Raw genomic sequence first — 23,735 nt, forward strand, 5'->3', positions numbered from 1 at the left:
GAGGTTGCGATTTATTAGCTGTCTAAAAATCCTCGTTTTAGCGCGATCGTGACAGCGTGTGTCCGATCATTCGCCGAGAGTTTGGACAGTATGTTTTTCATATGACCCTTGACTGTCTCCTCTGAGATACGAAGGATCGAAGCGATAGAACGATTCGAGCTGCCAGTGGCAACGCTTCTCAATACTTCAATCTCTCGCGGCGAAAGTGTATCGCTATCCACATGTTCCGCGATCTCCGAGGCCACTTGAGCTGGTATGCGGCGTCGACCGGCGTGCACATCGCGAATCGCCTGGAGAAGATCGATTCCCATCGAGCCCTTCAAGAGATAGCCGGAAGCGCCCGCTTTCAAGGCACGAGCAGCTTGCACATCCCCGGAGTAGGTTGTGAGTACGATGAACCGGGCCAATGGGTGAATCTCTCGGATCGCAATGATAGCCTCGACGCCTCCCATCACAGGCATCTTCAGGTCCATCAGCGTCACATCGGGAGAGTGAAGATTGAACTGTTCGATCGCCTGTAATCCGTTGCTCGCCTCGGCAACGAGAGTCATATCACTTTGCGCCTGGACTGCAAACTTGATTCCATCCCGCACAAGGGGATGATCGTCGACACACAGGACTCGAATCACGCTTGGTTGAGACATAGGTCCTCACTGCAGAATAATCAGCTAGATACTGAAAGTATGGATCGAAGACTCAACCCGAAGCTTACAAGGCTATAGAGCATCCGGCTCGGTAAGATTGACTGCACGAAACGGAATTCGCCAATACGGTAAGTATAGCTCTGCTTGTGCAGGCCTTAACGTCAACGCGTGGCTTGAATCGGAGCCGTTTTCGGCGAACCATGCTCATACTGATCAATCTTCTGGATTGAGATATTCACATTATCCAAACTATCGATATATCTATCTCATGCATGAATTAGACTGGTCTACTTCATGCAAGCTATTATCCGAGATCGTCCTCCTTATCATCGTCGATGAGACGAAAGGTTATCTATGCCCCAAAAGGGTGGGCACCATCTGCCTCTTCCTAGGCTTCAGATCTTTCTCATGAACTGGTAGTGTCAGGGGAGTCACATATTTAGGAGTTGCAACTGCATGCATTTCAAAGAAATGTGATGGCAGCGGGTAAATGAAGGTCAAGATTCTCAACTGAACCTTCATTAGTCGAAGTGGATCTGTTAGCGCTACCTATTCTTCAGGATTTACCTGAATTTCTGTCTGCGAAATAGAGCACGAAGTCACCCAATCCACGGCGATGCACACACCCGGGTGTTCGGATTTCAAAGGACACAGGGAAATATCGACGTCGTGGTCAATCTGGTCTAAACCGGTCTGTCCCAGCTCCCCATTGGAGAAAATTATGCCTCTTCAAAGACAGGCTCCAATCAAGGACCGTGGTTCGCAATTCGGGGTTACTTCAAGCATGCACAACATGAACCTATTGGACTATATTGATGGACTCTATGGCTACGCCATATCGCTTACCCATAGTCCTACCGAAGCAGATGATCTAGTACAAAAGACCTACGATCACGCCTTGGGAACCAAGAGATATTTAGGGTTGGAGCAGAACGTAAGGTGCGAGCTATTTAGAATTTTGAGAACTGTATGGTGCGCCCAACTGCACCAAAGACTGAGCACAGAAGCAAATGCGGTACCGATCCAGACACCTGGTTCTCCGCACTCTTATGAAGTAGAGACGGAAGAAGAGAGCGTCAGGAAAATGATCCTAGAACTTCCCTTAGAATTTCGCGAGGTCATCCTATTGCGAGAATTCGAGGAATTCTCCTATCAAGAGATCGCTACCATCCTAGGTTGCCCGACTAATACGGTTACGTCACACTTGGCCAGAGCCAGGGCCACGCTACGACTCGCGCTCGGTGTTTAGGCATACGTGACTTGCCGCGAAGATCGATCCGCAATGACATGCCTAGTCAGCTTCTAAGTATCCCATGGTCTTAGCGGGTACTCGTACTTTTCCATATCGACACGCCGACCGCGAAACTTAACGCCCTCCATCTGCAAGCGCAGACGCTGCTCAGCCGCGCCCGCACCGGGCACTTTGATTTGTCCCCCTACGCCCACAATGCGATGCCATGGCAAAGCTACATCGACTCGCAACAATCGCGCCACCGCACGATGGTAGAGCGGATAACCAGCCGCAGCCGCGACCTTTCCATAGGTGCTCACTTTGCCTCTGGGAATGGAGTGTATGATCCGACGAAACGCCGCATCGCGATCATCGTTCGGTCTCATCCCCGATCTAATTAATTGCCGTTTTAGCTTGGCCCTTGCGCCAGGCTCACTTCCAAATATCATTAATGTTTTTTTGCTCATACTATTACCGCTAATTCCTCATTTCTGTAACCAAATTAACGACGAATACTCTAAGAACATGGAAACGGATGGCGCCTGAGATCCTGATGGTCCGGAGTTTGGCATTGAAATAGCGCTACCTTAACTATGCACGGCACTAGACGCTTGAGAAACGAGGCTGTAATGAAGAGTTTGATTCAGTTGTATATTCGTGTTTCGAATCTTGTCTCGTACCTCCAATCGCCATTCCTTCTGGCCATTCGACTCTATTGGGGATGGCAACTGGAACAGTCGGGCTGGGGCAAGCTGCACCACTTAGACAAGGTCACTGATTACTTCACCAGTCTACAGATCCCATTTCCGGCTGCAAGTGCGCACTTCGTAGCTTGTCTCGAATTCGTTGGCGGAATCCTGCTCATCCTGGGGCTGGCATCCAGACTGACAGGATTGCTACTCGCCATCAATATGCTGGTCGCATATTGGACAGCGGACCATGAAGCGCTCTTCTCAATCTTCTCCGATCCAGGTAAATTTTATGTCGCTGATCCATACACATTTCTGGTTGCGTCTATCATCGTGATGGTATTTGGCGCGGGGCTATTCTCCGTAGATGCTGTACTCGCAAAGCGTTACCGGACTTCGATCGAACGGAAGTGAAAGAGATTGAGAATGGTGATGAAGACCTTAATCCTTTACTGCAATGCGCGCAAGTCTTTAGGCTCTCCATCATCGTTTTATCTCGTGGTCGATCTTCCCTGTAACCTTCGAACCTCTTTGCACTCAAATGTGCGGGATCAAAGAAAAACAGGAGAAATTCCTTTTCATCCCTTGCTATGATTCGCGGTAGTCATAATCAACGTCCAGCGCGCATCGCGTATGGCTCAACCGAAAGGAAAGGTTACCCCATGAAGAATTCAGCACAATCGCTTGCATTAGCCGCCGCATTCGCAGGTCTGTTCAGTGGCACCACAGTCCGTGTAAATGCACAATCCGCACAACCGAACACCACACCAACGGTGAGCCAGTCTTCCCAGGCCGGTGTACTCCTCGCTCAAAGCACACAGCCCGATCTCCCCAAGCACTCTTGTAAAGGAAAGAATGATTGCAAGGGACAGGGCGGCGGTAAGCACCCAGGAAAGAATGATTGCAAGGGCAAGGGTGGCTGCGCTACTGACGGCTCGAAGCCACCAGCAAAGAGCTAACTCTCCCCTGGCTGGAGGCTAGGATTCCAGCAAGCCTCCAGCTCACAACGAATCGATGCCAACGGAGTTGGGAATGCCAGCAAATCGTTTCAATGGATTTAGCGAATATGGAGTAGGCATTGGCCTACGGGTCCCTCACTACGATCACATTTTTGCGGAGCAGCCCATCGTAGATTGGTTTGAAATCATCTCCGAGAACTACATGGTCGATGGCGGCAGAGCTTTAGAAATTCTTGACCAAATCCTTGATCGCTACCGTGTCGTTCAGCACGGGGTATCGATGTACTTTGGATCGGCTCAGCCAGCGGACCGCGAACACCTCAAGAGACTCAAGACGCTCACTCGGCGGACGAAGACTCCTTGGCTATCCGATCATCTATGCTGGGGAAGCGTCGATGGCCGATATACGCATGATCTCCTCCCGATGCCCTATACTTTTGAAGCTGTAAGAACTACAGCGGCTCGAATCCGCGAAGTGCAAGACTTCCTCGAAATTCCAATTGCGGTCGAAAACGTAAGTAGCTACGCGGAGTTCCACCAATCTGAGATGACCGAGTGGGAGTTCTTGAATGAGGTCGTCGAAGCTGCGGACTGTGGCATCCTGCTCGACGTCAACAATATCTATGTGTCGTCCCAGAATCATGGTTTTGACCCCTTCGAATATATCAACAGCGTTCCTGTCGAGCGGATTGCACAGATCCACGTTGCCGGGCATTCGAAGTTTGAAAAATATACGCTCGATACTCACGACCATCCTGTGCTCGATCCCGTCTGGGGTCTGTATGCGCGTGCGATCGAGAGGACCGGGCCAACAGCAACCTTGCTTGAATGGGATGACAATATTCCTTCTTTCAACGAGGTACATTCAGAGGCCTTGAAGGCAAATCAGTATCTAGAGTCTTCGACTCCTCCAGCAATTCCAGGCGCTGTAGTAAGCAGTAATGTCACAGAGGCGGTCCATCCTTGAACCTTCTCGAGTTCCAACGGCGTATGGCGGAAGACGTAATGCGTCCCCTCACGCCCGATTTTCAAATGCGGCCGACAATGTCTGACGGGAGTTCTACCCAGGCGCGCGCTGAAAGCTATATCAAGCCAAACGATCAGCTCACCTCGTTTGAACGTCTCGAAATTTACAACCGACAATACTGGTTTCGAGTGACCGAGGCTGTCGCAGAAGACTATCCGGCATTGAATGCACTGTTGGGAGATACGATATTCAGTCGTCTCATCCTGGAGTATCTGAAAGAGAATCCATCCACTTCATTTACCCTTCGCAACCTTGGCTCCAAATTGCCACAATGGCTCGAGGCGCATCCTGAGTTTGCAAACCGTCGTCAAGATCTCACTCTGGATGTCGCTCGCTTGGAGTGGGCATATGTTGAGGCCTTCGACGGCGCCTCTCTCTCACCTTTGATGGCCTCCGATTTCACCTTCCTAACGGCCGAGTCCAACCTGCGCCTACAGCCTCATTTGCAGTTGTTGGATCTCAAATATCCGGTGGACGAACTTGTCCTTGCCGTACACCAGGAGACCAGCCGCCGCGACATTATGAGCAACGCTGTATCTGAACGCAAACAGGGCAGCAAGGTTCGGTTACCCAAGATGCGACGCTCGCCAATCTATCTTGCAATTCATCGCTACGAAAACTCTGTCTATTACAGGCGCTTGGACCACGAAGCATTCCTGCTACTCATTGCGCTACAAAACGGCCGCCCTCTAGGAAGCGCTCTTGAAGCAGCCTTCGTGCAAAGCTCGCTGTCTCCGGAAGGCCAAGCGGCGAAGATCCAAGAATATTTTTCACACGCCGCCGAATTAGGTTGGTTTTGCAAGCAAGCCGAAAATGAAGGCTAGGGATACGATCAGCACCTTGGGCCAGAAACCGCGCCATGCGTAGGGAATCATCAGTGATCCGCTTCATTTGCAATCTGCATCGAAAGCGATTCCAGAAGGTGCCTCGTATACAGGCCGGTCGCCACAAACTGCGCCCCATCGCGCATCATCATTAGAAGAGCCTGTTCGCCGTCCTTGTCGATGGAAATCACGTCGTTTAGATCGACGACAAAGTTTCTAGATGGAAAACTATCTCGATTAGTCTTCCAATTTGCTATCAACTCGTCGGTAGAATTCCCAGTCAGCCGGCCTTGAAGAGTCCAACGTTGCTCCGATGCGTTCTCGGTGACTGTGATGCGTAACATGATACTCGTCCTTACAGTTCGACATCAGAGCGGAGCTACCCACCATCCGATCCTCGTCCGATCTTTGTATTAGTCCCGGCCGTCTACGTCTTTTGATATTGCTATGCAATCACCATGCCTAAGTGATAAGTCAGAATGATCCCGCCAATTTACAAGACGACTAATCACCCTAATGCTCATAGATTGGCAGCATGCCAACTAATTGGCATCGGATGCGCTTTGCCTATCAAGCGGAAACGAGTTATCTAAGACTTGTGTGGACGGGAAATTCCGAGTTTCTGCATACGAAATTGGAGTGTCGGTCGCTTTATTCCAAGTCGCGCAGCGGCTCCGTTCGGACCGGCGAAGACCCAATTCGTCTGCTCTAAAACTGACAAGATATGCTTTCTTTCCATTTCTTCCAAAGTGGCGACTCCGTTGGTATGAGCGCCTGCATCAGGGATCTTCGATTTCAGGTCCGCAAGAGATATCTTCAGCTCAGGCCCCTTGGATAAGATCACCGCACGCTCAATTACATTTTGTAGTTCCCGAATATTTCCTGGCCACGGGTAGCGAACCAGCGCATTCATGGCCTCCGCGGAGATCGTATCGATATCCTTCATCATGTTGCGCGCAAAATGCTGAGCGAAATGCCTCACAAGAAATGGGATATCCTCTTTGCGCTCCCTGAGTGGTGGGACATAAATTGGAAAAACATTCAATCGATAGAAAAGGTCGGAGCGGAATCTTTGCTCTTCCACCATCGCCTTCAGCTCGCGATTGGTTGCTGCGATTAAGCGGGCATCTGTCCGAAGCGTGCGCGAACTGCCTAACCTTTCGAACTCCCTTTCTTGGAGTACGCGCAGAAGTTTTGGTTGCAGTTCAACCGAGATCTCACTGATCTCATCGAGAAAGATCGTTCCCTGTGAAGCCAACTCAAAACGGCCAATCCGCTGCGCTATGGCCCCAGTGAACGCCCCTTTCTCATGGCCGAATAGCTCGCTTTCCAGTAAACCAGTTGGGATCGCCGCGCAGTTCAGCTTTACAAACGGATGGCTGCTCCTTCGGCTGAGATTGTGAACAGCACGCGCTATAAGTTCCTTTCCACTCCCTGTCTCTCCTAGAATGAGTACGGTCGAATTTGTGGGCGCCACAGCCTCAACTTGCCGCAGCACTTGTCGCAGCACCGCACTATTCCCGATGATTTCTTCGAAGTTCAGTTCGCTGCGGATCTCGTCTTCTAGATAGAGCTTCTCCTGAGTCAATTTGTCGGAGAGTTCTGTAATTCTGCGATATGCAAATGCATTGTCGATCGCAATCGCCACCTGCCCGGCTATCTGCGAAAGAAACTCGATGTCTGATTGAGTAAAAGCATTTTTGCGTAGCCTCACCAAACAAAGTACTCCGAGGGTGTTTTTGAAGCGCGTAAGGGGCAGCATGCAGACCGTCTCCAACCCACCCACGAACGGAACACCGTTGTTGAAATCCGATCTATCGAATGCCTCGATGTCTCCCACCCAGAGTCTTCCGGAGCGGAAGACTTCGCTTGCCAATGAGCCATCGAGGGGCTTCAACATCTCCTCATGCACTTGACCTCTACTATCCGGAAAATCTAACGCATACAACTGAAGCTGTTTGCTTTCGTGCTCAGGCAGGATTAGAGCTACGCCATCTAGTTGCATGGCCTTACGAATACTAGGAGAGACAGACCTAAGAACCTCTCGCAGCTCGAGGTTGGATACGACACTGTTATTCAAGTCGAGGATAAGCTTCAGCTTAGTGCGTTCACTATCCAACTGAGCTCGCACAGCCTCTGAACGGGCAAAGTTGATTCGATCGTCAATCGCCAATGCTATGTAGTCGGCGATCAACGACAAAAGGTCAGCTTCCTCTTCCGAGAAAGCATCCTGCTGGCTTCTCGCAAAGCAAATTGCCCCCAAACGGCAGAGTGCGGTATGGAGAGATAGCACGCAGAGCGATTGATTTCCATGCTCCTCAAAGAACTGACCAACGCGAGGAAACCCGCTCCCCTCGTTAAGAGAAGTGAAAATTACATGAGGAAGTTCAGAGACCAGCTGACAAATTTCATTTTGCCACTGTTGGCTTGGAGACTCTTCGGACTCTGTTCCGGATACACAATTATTGCCCTCGACGATATACCAAGACAGGCCGTCCTCATTCCGATAGACCAGAGCAATGGTATTAGCAGTGACAAGGTTGGAGAGTTCGGTCGGCAAGGAATGCAAGAGCGATTCGACGTCAAAATGAGTTTCCAACTGTCGCACAAAACGCAGAAGTTGTTCGATCTGCTCGGGATGCCGTGCAGTATCGTTTGAAGGCATAAGTTGGAGATATGGCCTCCTCATATTTCGATTCAACACTCTCCCTTCTTTCAGGATGTCTCATAGATGAGATTTAAGGGCTGAAGGTGGCAAGGACTGCTCTCTCTTATTAGTTTGATATCTATCTATTGATTCGCGTTTGTGTGCCAATTTATTGGCAGTGAGCCAACAGGCTGGCATAAAACATTTTGCAACACCAAATAAGCTCAATCTCCGTTCCTGAATTTTCTTTTCTATCAAATATTTACTTAGATTTAGATGGATTGCAATCTATGGCGCATCGTTTGCTTCAGACTGACCAGCTAAGACTAGGACCTAGCCGTTGAACTTTTCGGATCGTGTCTTTTATTTTTGTTTATGATGGGGGCCCAATGGAACTGGAGCAGCATACCGAACAATCTCCGAATTTCCGGCTGGACGTTCCGCTGCACGACCTACTCACTAAATCGACCTTAACCCCGCCGGGACTGCAACCCATCGGACAGCCGCAAACATTTCCTGACCCAGTATTTCCGCAGCGCCCTGAGCTGCTGCAACCCGTCGACGAAACTGTCGAATGGGTTCCACCCGAAAAACGTAAGTGGACCCCGGGGCAGATCTATCACGCGATGCAGGGCTGGCTCTTCCCCTATGTTCGTTCAAGAGTCACCGCGGGAGACTTCCATCCGCTGATCGCGTATCTATTTACTGAGTTCAAATGCAATCTCGACTGTCACTACTGTTGGGCCTTTGACAATAAGGTCAAAGGAATGAGTGAGGATACGGCAAAGCGATCTGTCGACTGGCTGCATAGCACCGGTTGCCGCGTGCTCGCCTACATGGGGGGAGAGCCTCTTCTTCGGCCGGATTTTATTCATCGGATCACATACTATGCCGCGAAGAAGAACTTCTGGATCTATCTACCGACCAACGCCCGCCTATTGCGCACAGACGTCATCGACAAGTTAGCAGATGCCGGTCTGTCGACCTTCAATATCGCGGTAGATGCTGTCGACCTGAAGCCAGGTCTGCCTAAAGCGCTTGCACCGATTCGCAAGCAGTTCGATTATCTAGTCCGCAAGCAGTACGACTATGGCTATTCGGTCTTTCTCAATATCAACATCTGCCGCAACAACTTGGACGATGTGCGACAGCTAACCGAGATAGCCCGTGATAACGGCATTGCGACCGATTACCACATCAATGAATCGCCATTGCTCGAGCAGGATGAGCACTTCAAACACGCCGACGACAACGTCACCTATATCTCCAGAGACGACTGGCCAGCAGTAGAAGAGACGATCCAATGGCTCACCGAAAAGCAGGACTCCGGATACAAGATGGTGAACTCCAATGCGCGGTTGTGGCAGATGGTCGATTTCATGAAGGGAAACCACTTTCCCTGGAACTGCCGTGCAGGTCAGAACTCCATGATCATCCGCGTGGATGGGACTCTGGCGCCCTGCTTCCCAATGTATACAGCAAGCTACGACTGGGGTGTAGTCGGCGACCACAAGTTCGATACCAAACAACTAGAGCACCAGAAAGAGACCTGCCAGACCCATTGCTTCTCTACCCTGAACCATATCTTAGGGTGGTGCTATAACGACCAACGCGTCATCAAGTACTTTTTCAAACAACTCGCACACGGATTCCAGGGGATGAAAGGACAAATGTAGTCTCACCTCCCTTGCTAATCGCATAAGACAATCCAACATTACCAACGCCATTGAGCTAAGGAGACGCATATGCCGGTAGTCGAAGAGATCGTTCAAACAGACTTCGAAGTAGAAATCCAGGCACGGATCGATGCCGAACGGGCGCGTCTTCGCGCGGAAGCTGGTCTGGCGCGGATGCGCGAGTTCAAGAAACCGAAAGAGCGTACGTTCACAGCGGAGGAACGCGACTACGTAACGATTCTCTTTGGCGGTCTTACCTGGAAGCACGAAGAGATGATTAAAGCCGTCTTCCACGGCAGTGGCTATCGCTGCGAAAACATTCCCACCCCCGAGGTGGCGGACTTCCAGGCGGGCAAAGAATTTGGCAATAATGGGCAATGTAACCCGACCTACTTCACCGTTGGTAACTTGGTGCGTTATCTCCAGAAGCTCGAACAGCAGGGCCTGACGCGTCAAAACATCATCGACAACTACGTCTTCTTTACTGCAGGTTCTTGTGGACCATGCCGATTCGGTATGTATGAAGCCGAATATCGATTTGCACTTCAGAACGCGGGCTTCGATGGTTTCCGCGTACTGCTCTTTCAACAGACCGACGGAATCAAGGCCGCGAGCGGTGAGCCGGGACTCAAGTTCTCCGTCGACTTCGGGATGGGCATGCTCAACGCTCTCAACCTAGGAGATGTCATCAACGAATTGGTATATCAAGTGCGTCCATTCGAAGCCAACAAGGGCGAGACGGACCGTGTGATCCGGGATTCGGTAAAGACCTTAACCGACACGCTTCGCGATCGGAAACGGTGGCATATTATGGATGCCGCCCCCCAGTGGGCAAAGCCCTACCTTGAGAAGCACAAGAAGATCGAAGGCCTCGGATGCACATTAGGGAAGATAGGCCACAACCTATACGGTAAAGAATATGTCGATGCTCTCCATACCTGTCGCGACAGCATCAATGCAATCGAGGTAGACCGCCTACGGGTGAAACCGGTCATAAAAATCACTGGCGAGTTCTGGGCGCAGACAACCGAGGGCGACGGCAACTTCAACATGTTTGCCTTTCTGGAAAAAGAGGGTGCGCAGGTGCTGGTCGAACCAATCGCAACCTGGATCGCCTACATGATGTATGTGGCAAAGGAAGGCTCTAAGGCTCGAGCAGATGCCGAGGCTCCCTACTGCGATCCCAAGTGGTACGAGGTGAGGAAGCGCCTCGCAAATGAACTCAGGGTCTTTAAAAAGACCGGAGGGCTGAGTGTTGGCAGTGCGATGTGGACTTACTTCTATCACCGCACCATTAAGCACATGGGTGACACGGCGCACCATCTGATTCCTCAGCAGGAGCTTTCACAGTTGGCGCATCCCTTCTACCACCAACTCGCCCGTGGTGGCGAGGGCTACATGGAGGTCGGCAAGAACGTCTACTACACAGTGAACCATCTTTGCCATATGGTCTTGGCATTGAAGCCGTTTGGCTGCATGCCATCGACGCAATCGGATGGTGTACAGTCCCGGGTCGTCAATAAATACAAAGACATGATCTTTCTTCCCATCGAGACCTCCGGCGAAGGTGAGGTAAATGCACACAGCCGAGTCCAGATGGCACTTGCAGAAGCCAAGGCCAAAGCACGCGCTGAATTCGACGGAGTACTAGAGCAGACCGGAAAGTCCTTGGAGCAGTTGCGAAGTTACGTTGATGAACATCCGCAGTTGAAGCAAGCTCTCTATAAATTCCCGCACAGAAAAGGCCTGGCTGGGACGGCTGCGCAGTTCGCTTGGCACGTCAGTGATCTGATGAACAAAGACACCGCGTGGCGGAAACGAATGCAGGTCTCGGCTCCCATGCAACAAGTCGCCTGACACGTTAGGTCGCGGCAGCGCAGTAATCCCGCCCGGGTGACAGCCCGGGCATTGTCTCTCATATAGAGGAGCAGCTGAGATGTCCAGCCCTCTTCCCCAACACCGAGATTAAAACTCGAGGAGACGGTAATGTACCAATTCCTAGTTGGCCTGGACGTAGGTTCTACAACCGTCAAAGCAATTGTGGTTGAAGCAGCGACAGATAAGACAATCTGGCAGGACTATCAACGCCACGAGACGAGACAGCCAGAAAAGGTCCTCGAGTTCCTGCGTCGCATGGAGGATGAAGCCGGCATTGCCTCAGGCAACACACGCATCTTCATTACCGGATCGGGTGGCGGCACAATCGCCGAGATGATCGGCGCAAAGTTTGTACAAGAGGTACATGCCGTCTCCCTCGCCGTCGAGAAACTACATCCCGAGGTGTACTCCGTCATCGAATTGGGCGGGCAGGATGCGAAGATTATCGTCTTCAAAGATGATGAGGAGACGGGCCGCAAAAAGAAGATTCCATCGATGAACGATAAGTGCGCAGGTGGAACGGGCGCAGTGATAGACAAGATCAACGCCAAGCTTAAGATCCCAGCGGCGGAGCTTTCCAATCAGGGATATCACGATATCAAGCTGCACAAAGTCGCCGGCAAATGTGGCGTCTTCGCCGAAACAGATATCAATGGTCTGCAAAAGACGGGCACCCCTCCAGATGAGCTGATGGCTTCCCTCTTCGAGGCGATCGTTTTGCAGAACCTTAGTGTGTTGACCCGTGGGCATACCTTGCGTCCGCATGTGCTTCTCCTCGGCGGCCCGAATGGATTTATTCGTGGTATGCGTGAGGCTTGGCAGACCAATATTCCGCGCATGTGGAAGGAACGCAAGGTCGAGATCCCGGAAGGCATGACCCCGGAAGAATTAATCAAAGTCCCGGAGAACGCGCAGTACTTCGCTGCCCTGGGATCAGTCGAGTTCGGAAAGGAAGAGGAGCCAGAGGTCGGACGTTATCTCGGCGTCGATAAACTCCTCTACTACATCGAGTATGGCCGAGCAGAAGAGAAGGCTATCGCGGGCGGAAAGGGTCTCGTCGCCGAAGATGCAGAACTCGTCGCTTTCAAATCGGCATACAAAAAGAATAAGTTTATTCCCGCTGACTTTACTCCAGGTCAGATCGTATCTGGCTTCATCGGAATCGATGGCGGTTCGACCTCTACCAAAGCTGTCGTACTGGACCAGCAGGGAGAGATACTTTGTAAGACCTATCAGCTCTCGAACGGCAATCCGATTCAAGACACGATTGAGATGTTTGAAAAACTGCGAGAGCAGATCGAAAGCAAAGGCGCAACTCTAGAGGTTCTCGGCGTGGGCACGACCGGCTACGCAAAGGATATCCTCAGGGACGTATTGAACGCCGATGTCGCTCTGGTCGAAACGGTGGCGCACACCGAGTCAGCGCTCAAGTTCTACGATGATCCGCATGTCATCGTCGATGTCGGCGGCCAGGACATTAAGCTCATCGTCCTCAAGGATGGCCGTGTAAAAGATTTCAAGCTGAACACACAGTGCTCCGCAGGCAACGGATACTTCCTACAGTCAACCGTTGAAGGCTTTGGCATGAAGGTAGAAGAGTTCGCAGACCTCGCCTTCTCTGCTAAATCCATGCCATCCTTCGGCTATGGTTGCGCTGTCTTCATGCAGTCTGACATCGTGAACTTTCAACGCCAAGGTTGGCGATCCGAAGAGATTCTTGCTGGACTCGCCGACGTGCTGCCTAAGAATGTCTTCCTCTACGTCGCCAGCATTCCAAATCTTGCAGCACTCGGTTCCCGCTTCGTCCTGCAGGGAGGCACGCAAAATAATCTCGCAGTGGTCAAGGCTGAAGTCGACTTCATCAAATCCAGCTTCCGTGCCAACGGCAAGGAACCAGAGATCATTGTGCACGAGCACTGCGGTGAGTCTGGTGCGATTGGAGCCGCACAAGAGGCTCTACGTCTCTGGCGGAACGGTCGCGTTACGACATTCATCGGTCTCGAGGCAGTCGCGAACATTCGCTATCGCACCACGCGCAATGAAGATACACGCTGCTACTTCTGCAAAAACAACTGCCTGCGAACCTTCATCGACGTGGACGTAACCGGGGAGCCAAGCACAGAACACAATCATGTTCACTCCGTTCCCGGAGATCGAGCCGCAACTGCAGAGGAAGTAGTCACAGCCATTGCAACAAACCTCCCCAGTCTGGAACAGGTTCAGGCAAACCTGCCTCCGGTTGAAGCGCATGGTTCCTCTTGCAGTACCGGTGGAAGTTGCGGGACCAGCACGCAATCCACCTTCAAAGCGAAGATAGAGCCGCTTGTCCAGATCCAGCTTTCACCCGGATCGAATAAGGTTGTGGAACTACCAAAGCCCGTCGAGTTCCAGCCCCGCAAGACGAAGGTTCCTCTGCGTACTGGCGAACAGCGACTCATCATCGCAACCTGCGAAAAAGGCACCGTCGAAGATCTTGATGAAATGAAAGACATCAAGGCCGACATCGATAAAATCAAAGCTGTAAATCCTAACTACGTTGATATCGCGGCGCACGATGTCTTCCGTCACCGCGACGTAGAGATTGTCTCCGACTCAGTGCCGTCAACCAAGGGATTGTTCATCTCGAAGGCGACGAAGGAACGGGCCTCCCTCATGGAGCGGCGTAAGGACTTTCGTGTAGGAATTCCCCGCCTCTTGAACACTTACACCTATGCCCCGCTCTTCAATGCATACTTTGCCGGCCTCGGATTGAAGTCCGAAAACATCGTCTACTCGGACTACACGACGCCGGAGCTCTACCGAACCGGCGCGAGCCGCGGCGCTATCGATCCTTGCTATCCGTCCAAGATAGGCATCGCACACGTCTACAACTTACTGGCTGTCAAGCATCCTAAGAAGCCGCTCAATGCCATCTGGTTCCCAATGTACGACGTGCTTCACTCGCATTTGGTGAATCTGACCGGATCCAATGCCTGCCCAACTGTGACAGCAACCCCGGAGACGGTCAAAGCGGCGTTCATGAAAGAGAGCGACATCTTCTCGGAGAACGGTGTCACTTATCTCGATCCGATCCTCAACCTTCAAGACGAAAAAATCTGCGCCGATCAGATGTTCAAAGCCTGGGGGCCTGTACTCGGTCTCAGTCGTGAAGAGAATGAGCGAGCACTGGCTGCGGGATTTGCGTCCTTACACTCCTGCGAGGAAGATATTCGCCGGCAGGCGCGTGAGACCCTTGATCAACTCGAACGCGAAGACCGCATCGGCATCGTCATGTTAGGTCGCGTCTATCATCATGATCCAGGCCTGAATCACGAGATCATGGAAGAGTTCCAGAAGCTCGGTTATCCCGTCTTCTCCCAAAGCACCTTGCCCGTGGATGAAGACTTGCTGGATCGCCTCTTTGGAGAGGAAGTTCGAGCAGGCATGACCACACACCCGCTCGACATCAGCGATGTCTGGAAAAATCGCTACTCCACCAGCACCAACCATAAGGTGTGGGCGGCAAAGTTCACCGCGCGTCACCCGAATCTCGTCGCACTCGAGGTATCCAGCTTCAAGTGCGGTCACGATGCTCCTATCTATGGAGTCATCGAAGGCATCATCGAGCAATCAGGGACACCGTACTTTTCGTTCAAAGATCTGGACGAGAATAAGCCGTCCGGATCTATCCGTATTCGTGTCGAGACTATCGATTACTTTCTGCGTCGTTATCGTGAAGACATCATCAAGCGGCGAAGCCTCGAAGGTAATATCGAAACGCAGCTGGCTGCTTTTGAACATTCCCTCCGCAATCAGTCGCCTGACCAATACGAGTTGGCTGCTGCAGGGGATTAATATCGGGGTTGCGCTGTAGACCTCTGACTCCGCAGCGCGACTCTCTAAAATTTAGGCTGCAATCTCTCGGCCCATCGACCCTATGGTTGCTACATGGAGTTCCATCAATAGATTCGTGCTCTCCAATCTCGCTCATCGGCCTATACGCACCCTCTTGAGCGTTTTGGCGATCGCGGTTGAAGTGACGATGATCCTCACCCTCGTCGGTGTCAGCTACGGCACGCTGGACGGAACAGCGCGCCGTGCCCGGGGCGTGGGAGCTGACATCATGGTCCGCCCACCAGGGTCTTCGATCATATCTCTCAGCTCCGCACCCATGAGCGATCGGCTGATCCCACTCCTGGCCAAGGAGGCCAATGTAACGATAGTGACAGGGACTGTTGTTCAGCCCTTGGAAGGCCTCGACACAATCACCGGTCTTGATCTTGATCAGTTCTCCAAAATGAGCGGAGGATTCCACTTCCTTGAAGGAGGTGCCTTCCAGAAGGACAATGATGTTCTTATCGACGAGTTCTACTCGCGGGAAAAGCGTCTTCACGCGGGCGATACCGTCCATCTCGTCGGTCATGACTGGCATGTAGCAGGCGTCTTTGAATCCGGCAAGTTGGCTCGCATGTGCGTAAGACTCTCGGTGCTCCAACAAATAACCGGCAATCCGAACCGCCTCAGCCAAATCTATATCAAAGTCGACGACCCGAGTCACATCCAGACTGTCGTTGGCAGACTCCGCAAGACCCTGCCAGGATACCCGATCTATACGATGGAAGAGTTTACATCGCTGCTATCGATCAACAGCGTCGGTCTGCTTCGCAACTTTATAGGTGTAGTAATTGCGATCGCTGTCGTCGTTGGATTTATCGTCGTCTCTATGGCGATGTATACGGCCGTCCTCGAACGAACCCGAGAGATCGGCATTCTCCGGTCGCTAGGAGCCTCCTCCTCCATGATCTTTAGCCTCCTCCTAAAGGAGACACTTGTACTGGCTCTCGCTGGCACCTGCACAGGAATCGCACTTACATACCTCGCCCAGTGGTCCTTGGAACATATCGGCCACTCAGGCCTCACCCAGGAGACCGTCTACGTCTGGTGGCCAATCGCTGGCGTTATCGCCGTCACGGGAGCAGTACTTGGCACCATAGCTCCAGCGTTGAAGGCCATACGCCAAGAGGTCACGGAAGCTCTCTCCTACGAATGAGAACTTTGCATTTTCAGGCCCACATGGCTGCTTGAACAGACCCTGCTACTCCGTTCAGCACGTCAGAACAAAAGACGTGCACCGAACTGAAACTGCCTTGCCGGATCACTGTTTGAGATTCCCGCCGTCGGGATCATAAAACTATTTCCCGGGCTTGCTCCATTTCCATAGGTGGTCGTGAGCTTTACATAATTTCCATGGTTGAAAATATTCGAGATCTCCGCCCGGCTCTCGAGGCTCAGCCGCTCCCATACGTGGAAGGTACGAGTCACAGCAAGATCCGTCTGCGCCTGTGCAGGACCGCGATACGAGTTTCTCGATACACCGAAGGCTCTGTCCGCCAGGATTCCGTCACCGTCGTTATCCACTCCCGTCAGCGGATTCACTGGTAAGCCAGTTGCAGCAACAGTAACCCCAGTAAGACGAAACTCGGCAGGGAGATTCAGAATGCCCGTCGCAACGAAGCGGTGCCTCTGGAAGAAGTCGGATGGCCCGCTCTCACCAGTCTTCACATTCCAAACGCTGGGTGTACCTGTAGAGTTGCCGCCGGTGAAGAAGACGTTAGTGATATTAGAGCTGTACAGGTAAGCGGCCTGAAACTGAAACAGGCCGCCGAACCGGCGAGATATCTGCGCCTCGCCCGAGGTGTTCCGCGAGTTACCGACGTTGTCGACTTGCTCGACGTTCGCAACGGCGATCTGCGTTCCATCGCTGCGGGTATAGAAAAGCGAAGGTCTCGTCGCGTTCGCTGCTACCGCGGCCCGCGTCTGTCCGGGCGCCGTTCGGATGAATGGCGTCGGAGCGTTAAGATTATCGAGCATCAACTGATGTCTGGATCCCATGAAGACAGCGTCAAGTTGCAGTACCCAACCCATCGGCAGTTTCTGCTCCACTCCCGCTGACACCTCCATGGTGTAGGGATTCTTCAATCGCGGATTCAACAACATGATGTCCCGGCGATCCGCCGCCCCTCCAACTGTCGGCGGCGTCGGATACGACGGGTTTGAAATTGTGTAACTCGCCGCCGAAGAGTTCGGTCCAAGGTTCAGTGCGTTGCGCTGCAACTGGCCGTAGATCTGGTCGTAGAACAGTCCAGCCCCTGCACGAACGACAGTGTTTCCGTTGCCGAATGCATCCCATGCTACGCCGAGCCTTGGCTGAAAGTTTGCAACGCCGGAGCTGTTTGATTGGTAGTCGTAACGAACGCCAAGGTTCGTAGAGAGTCTCCGCGTTGCCTTCCACTCGTCCTGCGCAAACGCGGAAACGAGATCCTGTCCGTACTTCAAGGTCTGTGCACCGACCGTTTGCGTATAGCGCAGCGGCATTTGATTCGGTGTTGGAGGGCCTGCTGCAAAGGTATACGTCCCCAACGGCGTACTGATGAAATTGTAGTTGGTGTACTGGTGGATGTAGTCACCGCCAAACGTGAATGCATGTGCTCCGAAGGTCTTCGATATCGTCTCAGCCGCCTGCCATGCCTGCGATCGTAAATGCTCCACTGAAGAACCTCCAGTGGTCGAATAACTTGGTCGCACAATCTGGATGCTCGGTGTAAAAGGGGTGTACCAGAGGGGCAATGCATTCGAATACGAAAGTCTGAAGTCATTTAGCCAGGTCCCGAGCATCGACCGTTGCGTAATCTGTCCGGCTGTACTCTGCTGAATGTCGTTGCGGCCCGCGTTCGCCTGAACGAATCCCCCGACCACATCATTCAAGTTATTACTTTTGAGAAAGTCTCCGTTCAACCGTACCGTCGTAAACTCGCGGTCATTCCACTTCCGATCCAATCGCAACAGACCCATATAGGAGTTCTGAATCCCAGTAAAGAAACCTGGCGTCGGTGATTGAATAAACGCACCGCGTTCCTGATGTTGCTGTTCATACGAGCCGAGGAAGTACGTCTTACCCCGCTGCAATGGCCCACCAATCGTGCTGCCCCATTGTTCCTTAGCATTCGGCACATGAAATGTGGACACCGGTGGCGCCGCTTGGATCCCCGACGGTCTTACATATCCGAAGGCCTCTCCGTGAAATTGATCGGTGCCGGATTTCGTCGAAAGAAGAACGACACCGCCACTCGATCGACCGTACTGCGCCAGATACTCGTTGGTCAGAAGTTTGAACTCTCCAATCGCCGAGATCGACACATTCTGCTGAGGGCCATTCGACAAAATGAAGTCCGAGTCGGTGCTCCCATCGAGCTCATACTGCGTAAAGCGAAACGACTGATTATTGATGGTGAGACGTGTCGAACTTCGGCCATCCGAACCGGAACCAACTGTGTTTCTGGCGCGCGGATCTAACATTGCAAACTGCGCCAGGTTCCTGTTGGTGCTGGGAAGTTGCGTCAGCGCGGTTGGATCCAGTGTCCTCGACAATTCCGGCGCTGTATCCAACTCGGGCGATGTCGCGAAGACGGTAATACTCTGTTGAAGCGGGTCCACCTGCATCGGCAACACCAGCAAAGGTCCGCCAGCAAGAACCCCCTCTCGCGTCAACTTATTCATTCCGAGCGCCATCACCAATAAACGATAGGGTGTTCCTGGAACCAACCCACGAAACACAAATGTTCCATCGCTATGGCTGTTTGTCTCCAAGCTCTTACCCGTTGAATCTGTAAGAACTAAATTGCCCTCCGCGATAGATGCTCCCGAACCATCCTGCAAGACGCCGTGAATCTCCGAAACGTACGAACTCTGGGCCAGCGCCTGTTGATCCTGCGCCTGCACAGCAGGAATCGAAGTAACCAGGAGTAGCCCAACAGCAAATGACACAACACAACCGAATGACCGTAACGAAGACATCGACGTACCTTTCTGCTTCACCGCGCGGGTTCTACCGTGAGGATTATTTAGTGTCTACACGAGACAAGGAGCTCATAGACGGCACACTCGATACCAGCTCTTGTGAGACCGTTCTAGCGGACTTCGCCGTGCGTCTTCTCCAAGCGATCAACCTGCGAGTGGCCAACGAAAATCCGGTCCACACGAGTACCAATCCCGCAAGGGCAGCGATCATCGCCACCAACTCGCCTACAACTCCATACATCTCGCCCGTATGCAGGTATCGCGTATAGAGCCGCCACTGCCGCCCTCGAGATTGGTTACTGAAGGGCTCCCAACGCATCACCTTCGCGTCTTTCAGCCCAATCACAAGTTGCGCCCGCTGCTCCGGCCTTCCGCCCAGCCCCTCATCGACCGAGAAGGTGACGCTCTTGTCCTTCTCGCCCGGCAGCCGCATCAGGAGACTGTACCAATGCGGGTCCTGCTGTTTCGCTCGGGCGACGAGAGGATCGAGAAGCGTCAGGTCTCGCAGCGAGCCCTTGATAACCTGCCTCTCGGGCGCGCGAGGCGGTAACGGAGTTCCTGCAGCTCGATACATCAGATCGTTCGCCCACCCATAGGCCATGACGGAGCCGGTCGATGAGATCACTAGCAACGGCAACGCCAGCCAGAATCCTGCGATATTGTGGAGATTCCACTCCCGCGCACGGCCCTTCATCTTCTTGCGGAACGTCATCGCCGATTTGAGATTTGCCGCACGCCACTGACGCGGAACCCAAAGCACCAGTCCGCTCAATAACAGAAAAAAGAAACCAAGGTTCGCAGCATCCTTAACTGCTCGTAAGCCCTCATTCTGTCCTCGGCTCAGCGCCACCCAGCGATGCAAGTCACGTACTGAGTTGAAGAAAATTCGGAGTCGGCTCGCGCCCTCTCCCAGAACTTTTCCCGTACACGCATCAACAAGCAGAGTCGCATTGTTCTGCAACGTCACTTGTGCCGGAAGACGAGGGTCAGAGAAGAACTGTATGGAGGTAGCAGTTCGCCTGCTCTGCGCTTGAGCAGCTGTCAGTAAGGTGGAAGGCGCCACGCATATCTCCCCGGGCACCAATAGACTCGGGGTGATGTTGCGTTCGGCAAAGCGAATGATCTGGGGCTGAAACGCCAGGATAGAACCGGTGGCCGCCATGTAAGCGACACCAAACCCCACGACGAGCCCAACGATCAGATGTGCCCAAAAAAGAAGGCGGCGTACTCCCATACTGTCTCCATTGGATGGAGGCCACAGAGCCACCCAATGGTCGCTCACCAGCCGTCATCGATCTCATAATTCGCCAAGACGCTTCGCCAAAAGACTCCCTGGCAATCTGTCGCTTCAAATGAAGACTAAACTGGTCGTATATTTAAATCAAGCTTGAGTATCAACATCCAAGCCGATGACATCATAAAAAATTAAAGTCACCGGCGGGCGACACCACGCGACCGGAGTCAAGTCTCTGGGAACTGGATTCAGTGGGCAAAAGACCAGACCGATGTGCGCTCAGCAAATGCAGCGGAGCCCCCAGCCCAGGCTCTACGCTGCATGTAAGCCATGCTTCTAGTAACGCTTGTAGGGTAAGAACTTTCCAGACATGCCAACTCTGACCCGATCCCCTTTGGGATCCGCCTCGCGCTCGATCTGCATCTCGAAATCGATGGCGCTCATAATACCGTCCCCAAACTCCTCCTCGACCAATGCCTTCCATGTTGTGCCGTAGGTCTGCACCAATTCATAGAAGCGATAAATCAGAGGATCTGTAGGAGGTAAGGCTGTCGACGAACCACGATTGGGCGGCTCGGTCAGCATGATCGCTTCTGCTTCACTCAGTCCCAGCAGCTTCGCCGCACTTTCACTCTCTGACTTTGTCAGTATCATCTGTCCCAGTAAGGCCGCTGTGTAAAGAACCGGAGATCCGGAACCGATACCCTGCGCAATAGCCTTCCACGTTAAGCCCCTGCTCCGCTTCTCATCTTGAATCTTGAGTGTAAGCTCTTCCCTTGTTGCCATGCTCATTCTTCCTCATGTTGTTTGGTGAATGGAAATAGGCGGAGCCTGGACTCCGCCCATTTCGATATTTCGAATAGAGTTATTTGTTGACAGTGTAGGAATGAGCACCAGCTCCGGCTAGCTTGCCGCCATCGACGATGAGGTACTCATCGCGGATGGGCCGAGCTTCAAACCAACACTCCAGAATTTCTCGCGTCCCCGCGGCATAGCGTGCCTGCGCCGAGAGCGAAGTGCCCGAGATGTGGGGAGTCATGCCGTGGTGAGGCATCGTCCTCCACGGATGGTCCTTTGGCGCGGGCTGCGGGAACCAGACATCACCCGCGTAGCCGGCCAACTGTCCACTCTCAAGAGCGCGAACAACAGCATCGCGGTTACAGATCTTGGCGCGAGCGGTATTGACGAGATACGCGCCGCGTTTCATCTTGGCAATCAACTGATCGTTGAAGAGATCGAGTGTGCCGGGATGCAGCGGAGCGTTGATGGTGACGACATCGCAAACCTTGACCATGTCTTCGATACTCGGGTGAAAGGTGAGGCCGAGTTCCTTCTCGACGCTCTCTGGAAGACGATGCTGATCAAAGTAGTGAAGCTTCACATCGAATGGCTTAAGACGCTTCAATATCGCAAGCCCGATGCGGCCGGCGGCGACTGTTCCGACGTGCATGGCTTCGAGGTCATAGGATCGCTCGGCGCAGTCGGCAATGTTCCAGCCGCCTTTGACCACCCACTCATACGACGGGATATAGTTCCGCACTAGCGACAGAATCATCATAACGGCGTGCTCGGATACGCTGATGCTGTTCGAGTAGGTGACCTCCGCGACCGTGATGCCATTCTTGATAGCAGCTTCAAGATCGACGTGATCGGAGCCGATACCCGCAGTTACGGCCAGCTTGAGTTTCTTTGCCTTTGCAATTCGTTCCGGCGTCAGGTAAGCAGGCCAGAAGGGCTGGGAGATAACGATCTCGGCATCGGGAAGTTCACGTTCGAAGACGGAGTCTTCGCCTTCCTTGTCCGAAGTCACAACAAGCGTGTGGCCCAGACCTTCAAGATATTTGCGCAGTCCAAGCTCGCCTGAGACGCTGCCCAGCAATTCGCCTGGTGTAAAGTCGATCTTTTTGGGGGTTGGTGCCGTTTGACCACCTGGGTAGTGATCGATCTTCGGGACGTCGGCGCGTGCATAGGATTTTGGATAACCGGTGATTGGATCGTCATACAGAACACAAAGTATTTTTGCCATTGCTTCCTCCACTTACAGAAGCAACACTCTCAAGCCGGAACAACGACGGTCAAACAAACTGCTTCGATGAGTCAATCGATAACTCCGATCACAATCGCAGACATGTGAATTGCCCTGTAAAATTCCCTCTAATCGAGCCTGCGAGCAATCTCGCGTCTCAAATCAAACTGCTTCGCCACATCCAAAAATGCCCGTGCCACCGGAGGCAACGGATCGCGGTCGGATGCAACCAGACCTACCGCGTGCGCAGCGTTCGGCTCCACAAGAGGAAGAACTCTCAACCCATTCATCTCACCCAAGAGCGGAAGAAACGAATGCGGAACAACCGTAGCCCAGTCTCCGAAACGAAGATGGGACCAGAGCGTGATCAGAGAGTTTGTCTCGATGACCGCATGAACTTCGGTTCCAGCCTCACGAAAATGCATATCCAGGATGCGGCGATTCTGCATATCGGATGTCAGAAGGCACAAAGGATATGCGGCGGCCTCCGACCACGAAATGGTCTCGCGATTCTTCAGGTGCTCGCTCTCCCTTGCGAGAAGAACATATCGCTCGATGTAGAGCTGCAATCTGCGGACGCGCACAAGAGGTTCGTTGTCGAGATAGGTCACGCCAATGTCGAGACTGAAATCGTCCAGCCCTCTTTGAATTTCGATCGAGGTCAGCGCACGAATGATCATCGTCGTATGAGAGTGTAACTTCGCAAACGGGGTGGTAAGCAGCGAGATAATCGGCAGCGTCACAGGAATCGCTCCAATCTTGAGTTGCCCACCTAATCCGCTGCGCATCTCTGCGAGAGATTGTTGTAGCCCATCAAAATCCGTCATGACATGTTGCGCCCACTCCAGAACCTTTAACCCCTCCGAGGTGAGGCCTACATACCGCTGGCCACGTTCGACGAGCAGAGCCCCAAGACTCTCTTCCATCTGCTTGATTCCAGCGGAAAGTGTAGATTGCGAGACATTGCAAGCAGTTGCGGCTCGGGCGAAGTGCCGCTCTCGTGCCAGTGCAGTCAAAAACTCGAGATGCCGAAGAATCATGCGATACCCATATCGATTTAAATC

General features: G+C 52.6%; 18 protein-coding genes. 9 read left to right on the forward strand and 9 right to left on the reverse strand.

Translation table 11 applies throughout. The features are described from left to right. Nucleotides 1-14 precede the first annotated feature (14 nt). Entirely contained in the window at nt 15-644 is a 630-nt protein-coding gene (locus HB393_RS08165; RefSeq protein ID WP_213804670.1) for a response regulator transcription factor, read from the reverse strand. 793 nt (nt 645-1,437) lie between these two features. Here HB393_RS08165 and HB393_RS08170 point away from each other — a divergent pair. Continuing rightward, nucleotides 1,438-1,893, forward strand: a complete 456-nt coding sequence (locus HB393_RS08170) for an RNA polymerase sigma factor (protein WP_255550928.1) — start codon at nt 1,438-1,440, stop codon at nt 1,891-1,893. Nucleotides 1,894-1,946: 53 nt separating this feature from the next. Here the strand turns inward: HB393_RS08170 and HB393_RS08175 are convergent, their stop codons facing one another. Further along, nucleotides 1,947-2,342, reverse strand: a complete 396-nt coding sequence (locus tag HB393_RS08175) for an MGMT family protein (protein ID WP_213804671.1) — start codon at nt 2,340-2,342, stop codon at nt 1,947-1,949. 162 nt (nt 2,343-2,504) lie between these two features. Here HB393_RS08175 and HB393_RS08180 point away from each other — a divergent pair, with 162 nt between their 5' ends. From HB393_RS08180 to HB393_RS08195, 4 genes are all read left to right on the forward strand, one after another. Continuing rightward, nucleotides 2,505-2,978 (forward strand): DoxX family protein, encoded by a 474-nt coding sequence (locus HB393_RS08180; protein ID WP_213804672.1) that lies wholly within the window; start codon nt 2,505-2,507, stop codon nt 2,976-2,978. Between the two features lie 248 nt (nt 2,979-3,226). Next, nucleotides 3,227-3,523 carry a hypothetical protein gene (locus HB393_RS08185; RefSeq protein ID WP_213804673.1) on the forward strand — a complete coding sequence of 99 codons (297 nt, stop codon included), beginning with the start codon at nt 3,227-3,229 and terminating at the stop codon, nt 3,521-3,523. Nucleotides 3,524-3,596: 73 nt separating this feature from the next. Continuing rightward, entirely contained in the window at nt 3,597-4,490 is an 894-nt protein-coding gene (locus HB393_RS08190) for a DUF692 domain-containing protein (RefSeq protein ID WP_213804674.1), read from the forward strand. Next, the gene (locus HB393_RS08195) at nt 4,487-5,374 is read left to right on the forward strand and encodes a DNA-binding domain-containing protein (RefSeq protein ID WP_213804675.1); all 888 of its coding nucleotides are present in this window, start codon (nt 4,487-4,489) and stop codon (nt 5,372-5,374) included. The genes HB393_RS08190 and HB393_RS08195 overlap by 4 nt, the downstream gene beginning before the upstream one ends. A 50-nt stretch (nt 5,375-5,424) precedes the next feature. On the opposite strand, the gene HB393_RS08200 is transcribed toward HB393_RS08195, so the two are convergent. Further along, the gene (locus tag HB393_RS08200; protein WP_213804676.1) at nt 5,425-5,718 is read right to left on the reverse strand and encodes a hypothetical protein; all 294 of its coding nucleotides are present in this window, start codon (nt 5,716-5,718) and stop codon (nt 5,425-5,427) included. Between the two features lie 245 nt (nt 5,719-5,963). Beyond that, nucleotides 5,964-8,039 (reverse strand): sigma 54-interacting transcriptional regulator, encoded by a 2,076-nt coding sequence (locus HB393_RS08205; RefSeq protein WP_213804677.1) that lies wholly within the window; start codon nt 8,037-8,039, stop codon nt 5,964-5,966. 371 nt (nt 8,040-8,410) lie between these two features. Between HB393_RS08205 and HB393_RS08210 the strand changes: the two genes are divergently transcribed. From HB393_RS08210 to HB393_RS08225, 4 genes are all read left to right on the forward strand, one after another. Beyond that, on the forward strand, nt 8,411-9,697 hold the full coding sequence (locus HB393_RS08210) for a radical SAM protein (RefSeq protein ID WP_213804678.1): 1,287 nt from the start codon (nt 8,411-8,413) through the stop codon (nt 9,695-9,697). A gap of 69 nt (nt 9,698-9,766) precedes the next feature. Further along, entirely contained in the window at nt 9,767-11,554 is a 1,788-nt protein-coding gene (locus HB393_RS08215; RefSeq protein ID WP_213804679.1) for a hypothetical protein, read from the forward strand. A 129-nt stretch (nt 11,555-11,683) separates the two neighbouring features. Continuing rightward, entirely contained in the window at nt 11,684-15,409 is a 3,726-nt protein-coding gene (locus tag HB393_RS08220) for a BadF/BadG/BcrA/BcrD ATPase family protein (RefSeq protein WP_213804680.1), read from the forward strand. 115 nt (nt 15,410-15,524) lie between these two features. After that, a complete protein-coding gene (locus HB393_RS08225) occupies nt 15,525-16,604 on the forward strand; it encodes an FtsX-like permease family protein (RefSeq protein ID WP_345945096.1) in 1,080 nt (359 codons plus the stop codon). Between the two features lie 62 nt (nt 16,605-16,666). Here HB393_RS08225 and HB393_RS25640 read toward each other — a convergent pair whose 3' ends face one another. From HB393_RS25640 to HB393_RS08250, 5 genes are all read right to left on the reverse strand, one after another. Then, a complete protein-coding gene (locus HB393_RS25640; protein WP_213804682.1) occupies nt 16,667-19,378 on the reverse strand; it encodes a TonB-dependent receptor in 2,712 nt (903 codons plus the stop codon). A gap of 73 nt (nt 19,379-19,451) precedes the next feature. Further along, nucleotides 19,452-20,645, reverse strand: coding sequence for a PepSY-associated TM helix domain-containing protein (locus HB393_RS08235; RefSeq protein WP_213804683.1), 1,194 nt, complete (start codon nt 20,643-20,645; stop codon nt 19,452-19,454). Nucleotides 20,646-20,981: 336 nt separating this feature from the next. Further along, on the reverse strand, nt 20,982-21,437 hold the full coding sequence (cynS, locus tag HB393_RS08240) for a cyanase (RefSeq protein WP_255550913.1): 456 nt from the start codon (nt 21,435-21,437) through the stop codon (nt 20,982-20,984). 73 nt (nt 21,438-21,510) lie between these two features. Then, a complete protein-coding gene (locus HB393_RS08245) occupies nt 21,511-22,671 on the reverse strand; it encodes an NAD-dependent formate dehydrogenase (RefSeq protein WP_213804684.1) in 1,161 nt (386 codons plus the stop codon). Nucleotides 22,672-22,799: 128 nt separating this feature from the next. After that, nucleotides 22,800-23,711 carry a LysR family transcriptional regulator gene (locus tag HB393_RS08250; RefSeq protein ID WP_213804685.1) on the reverse strand — a complete coding sequence of 304 codons (912 nt, stop codon included), beginning with the start codon at nt 23,709-23,711 and terminating at the stop codon, nt 22,800-22,802. Nucleotides 23,712-23,735: the final 24 nt, after the last annotated feature.

This window comes from Granulicella sp. dw_53, from assembly GCF_018449545.1.
In the GTDB taxonomy this organism is placed as follows: domain Bacteria; phylum Acidobacteriota; class Terriglobia; order Terriglobales; family Acidobacteriaceae; genus Edaphobacter.

Excerpts from the sequence above, each read along its gene's own strand:
- HB393_RS08215 (WP_213804679.1), top strand. The coding sequence starts at position 9,767 with ATGCCGGTAGTCGAAGAGATCGTTCAAACAGACTTCGAAGTAGAAATC.
- HB393_RS08250 (WP_213804685.1), bottom strand. The coding sequence starts at position 23,711 with ATGATTCTTCGGCATCTCGAGTTTTTGACTGCACTGGCACGAGAGCGG.
- HB393_RS08200 (WP_213804676.1), bottom strand. The coding sequence starts at position 5,718 with ATGTTACGCATCACAGTCACCGAGAACGCATCGGAGCAACGTTGGACT.
- HB393_RS08170 (WP_255550928.1), top strand. The coding sequence starts at position 1,438 with ATGAACCTATTGGACTATATTGATGGACTCTATGGCTACGCCATATCG.
- HB393_RS08185 (WP_213804673.1), top strand. The coding sequence starts at position 3,227 with ATGAAGAATTCAGCACAATCGCTTGCATTAGCCGCCGCATTCGCAGGT.
- HB393_RS08220 (WP_213804680.1), top strand. The coding sequence starts at position 11,684 with ATGTACCAATTCCTAGTTGGCCTGGACGTAGGTTCTACAACCGTCAAA.
- cynS (WP_255550913.1), bottom strand. The coding sequence starts at position 21,437 with ATGAGCATGGCAACAAGGGAAGAGCTTACACTCAAGATTCAAGATGAG.
- HB393_RS08210 (WP_213804678.1), top strand. The coding sequence starts at position 8,411 with ATGGAACTGGAGCAGCATACCGAACAATCTCCGAATTTCCGGCTGGAC.
- HB393_RS08165 (WP_213804670.1), bottom strand. The coding sequence starts at position 644 with ATGTCTCAACCAAGCGTGATTCGAGTCCTGTGTGTCGACGATCATCCC.
- HB393_RS08180 (WP_213804672.1), top strand. The coding sequence starts at position 2,505 with ATGAAGAGTTTGATTCAGTTGTATATTCGTGTTTCGAATCTTGTCTCG.
- HB393_RS08245 (WP_213804684.1), bottom strand. The coding sequence starts at position 22,671 with ATGGCAAAAATACTTTGTGTTCTGTATGACGATCCAATCACCGGTTAT.
- HB393_RS08235 (WP_213804683.1), bottom strand. The coding sequence starts at position 20,645 with ATGGGAGTACGCCGCCTTCTTTTTTGGGCACATCTGATCGTTGGGCTC.
- HB393_RS08175 (WP_213804671.1), bottom strand. The coding sequence starts at position 2,342 with ATGAGCAAAAAAACATTAATGATATTTGGAAGTGAGCCTGGCGCAAGG.
- HB393_RS08205 (WP_213804677.1), bottom strand. The coding sequence starts at position 8,039 with ATGCCTTCAAACGATACTGCACGGCATCCCGAGCAGATCGAACAACTT.
- HB393_RS08190 (WP_213804674.1), top strand. The coding sequence starts at position 3,597 with ATGCCAGCAAATCGTTTCAATGGATTTAGCGAATATGGAGTAGGCATT.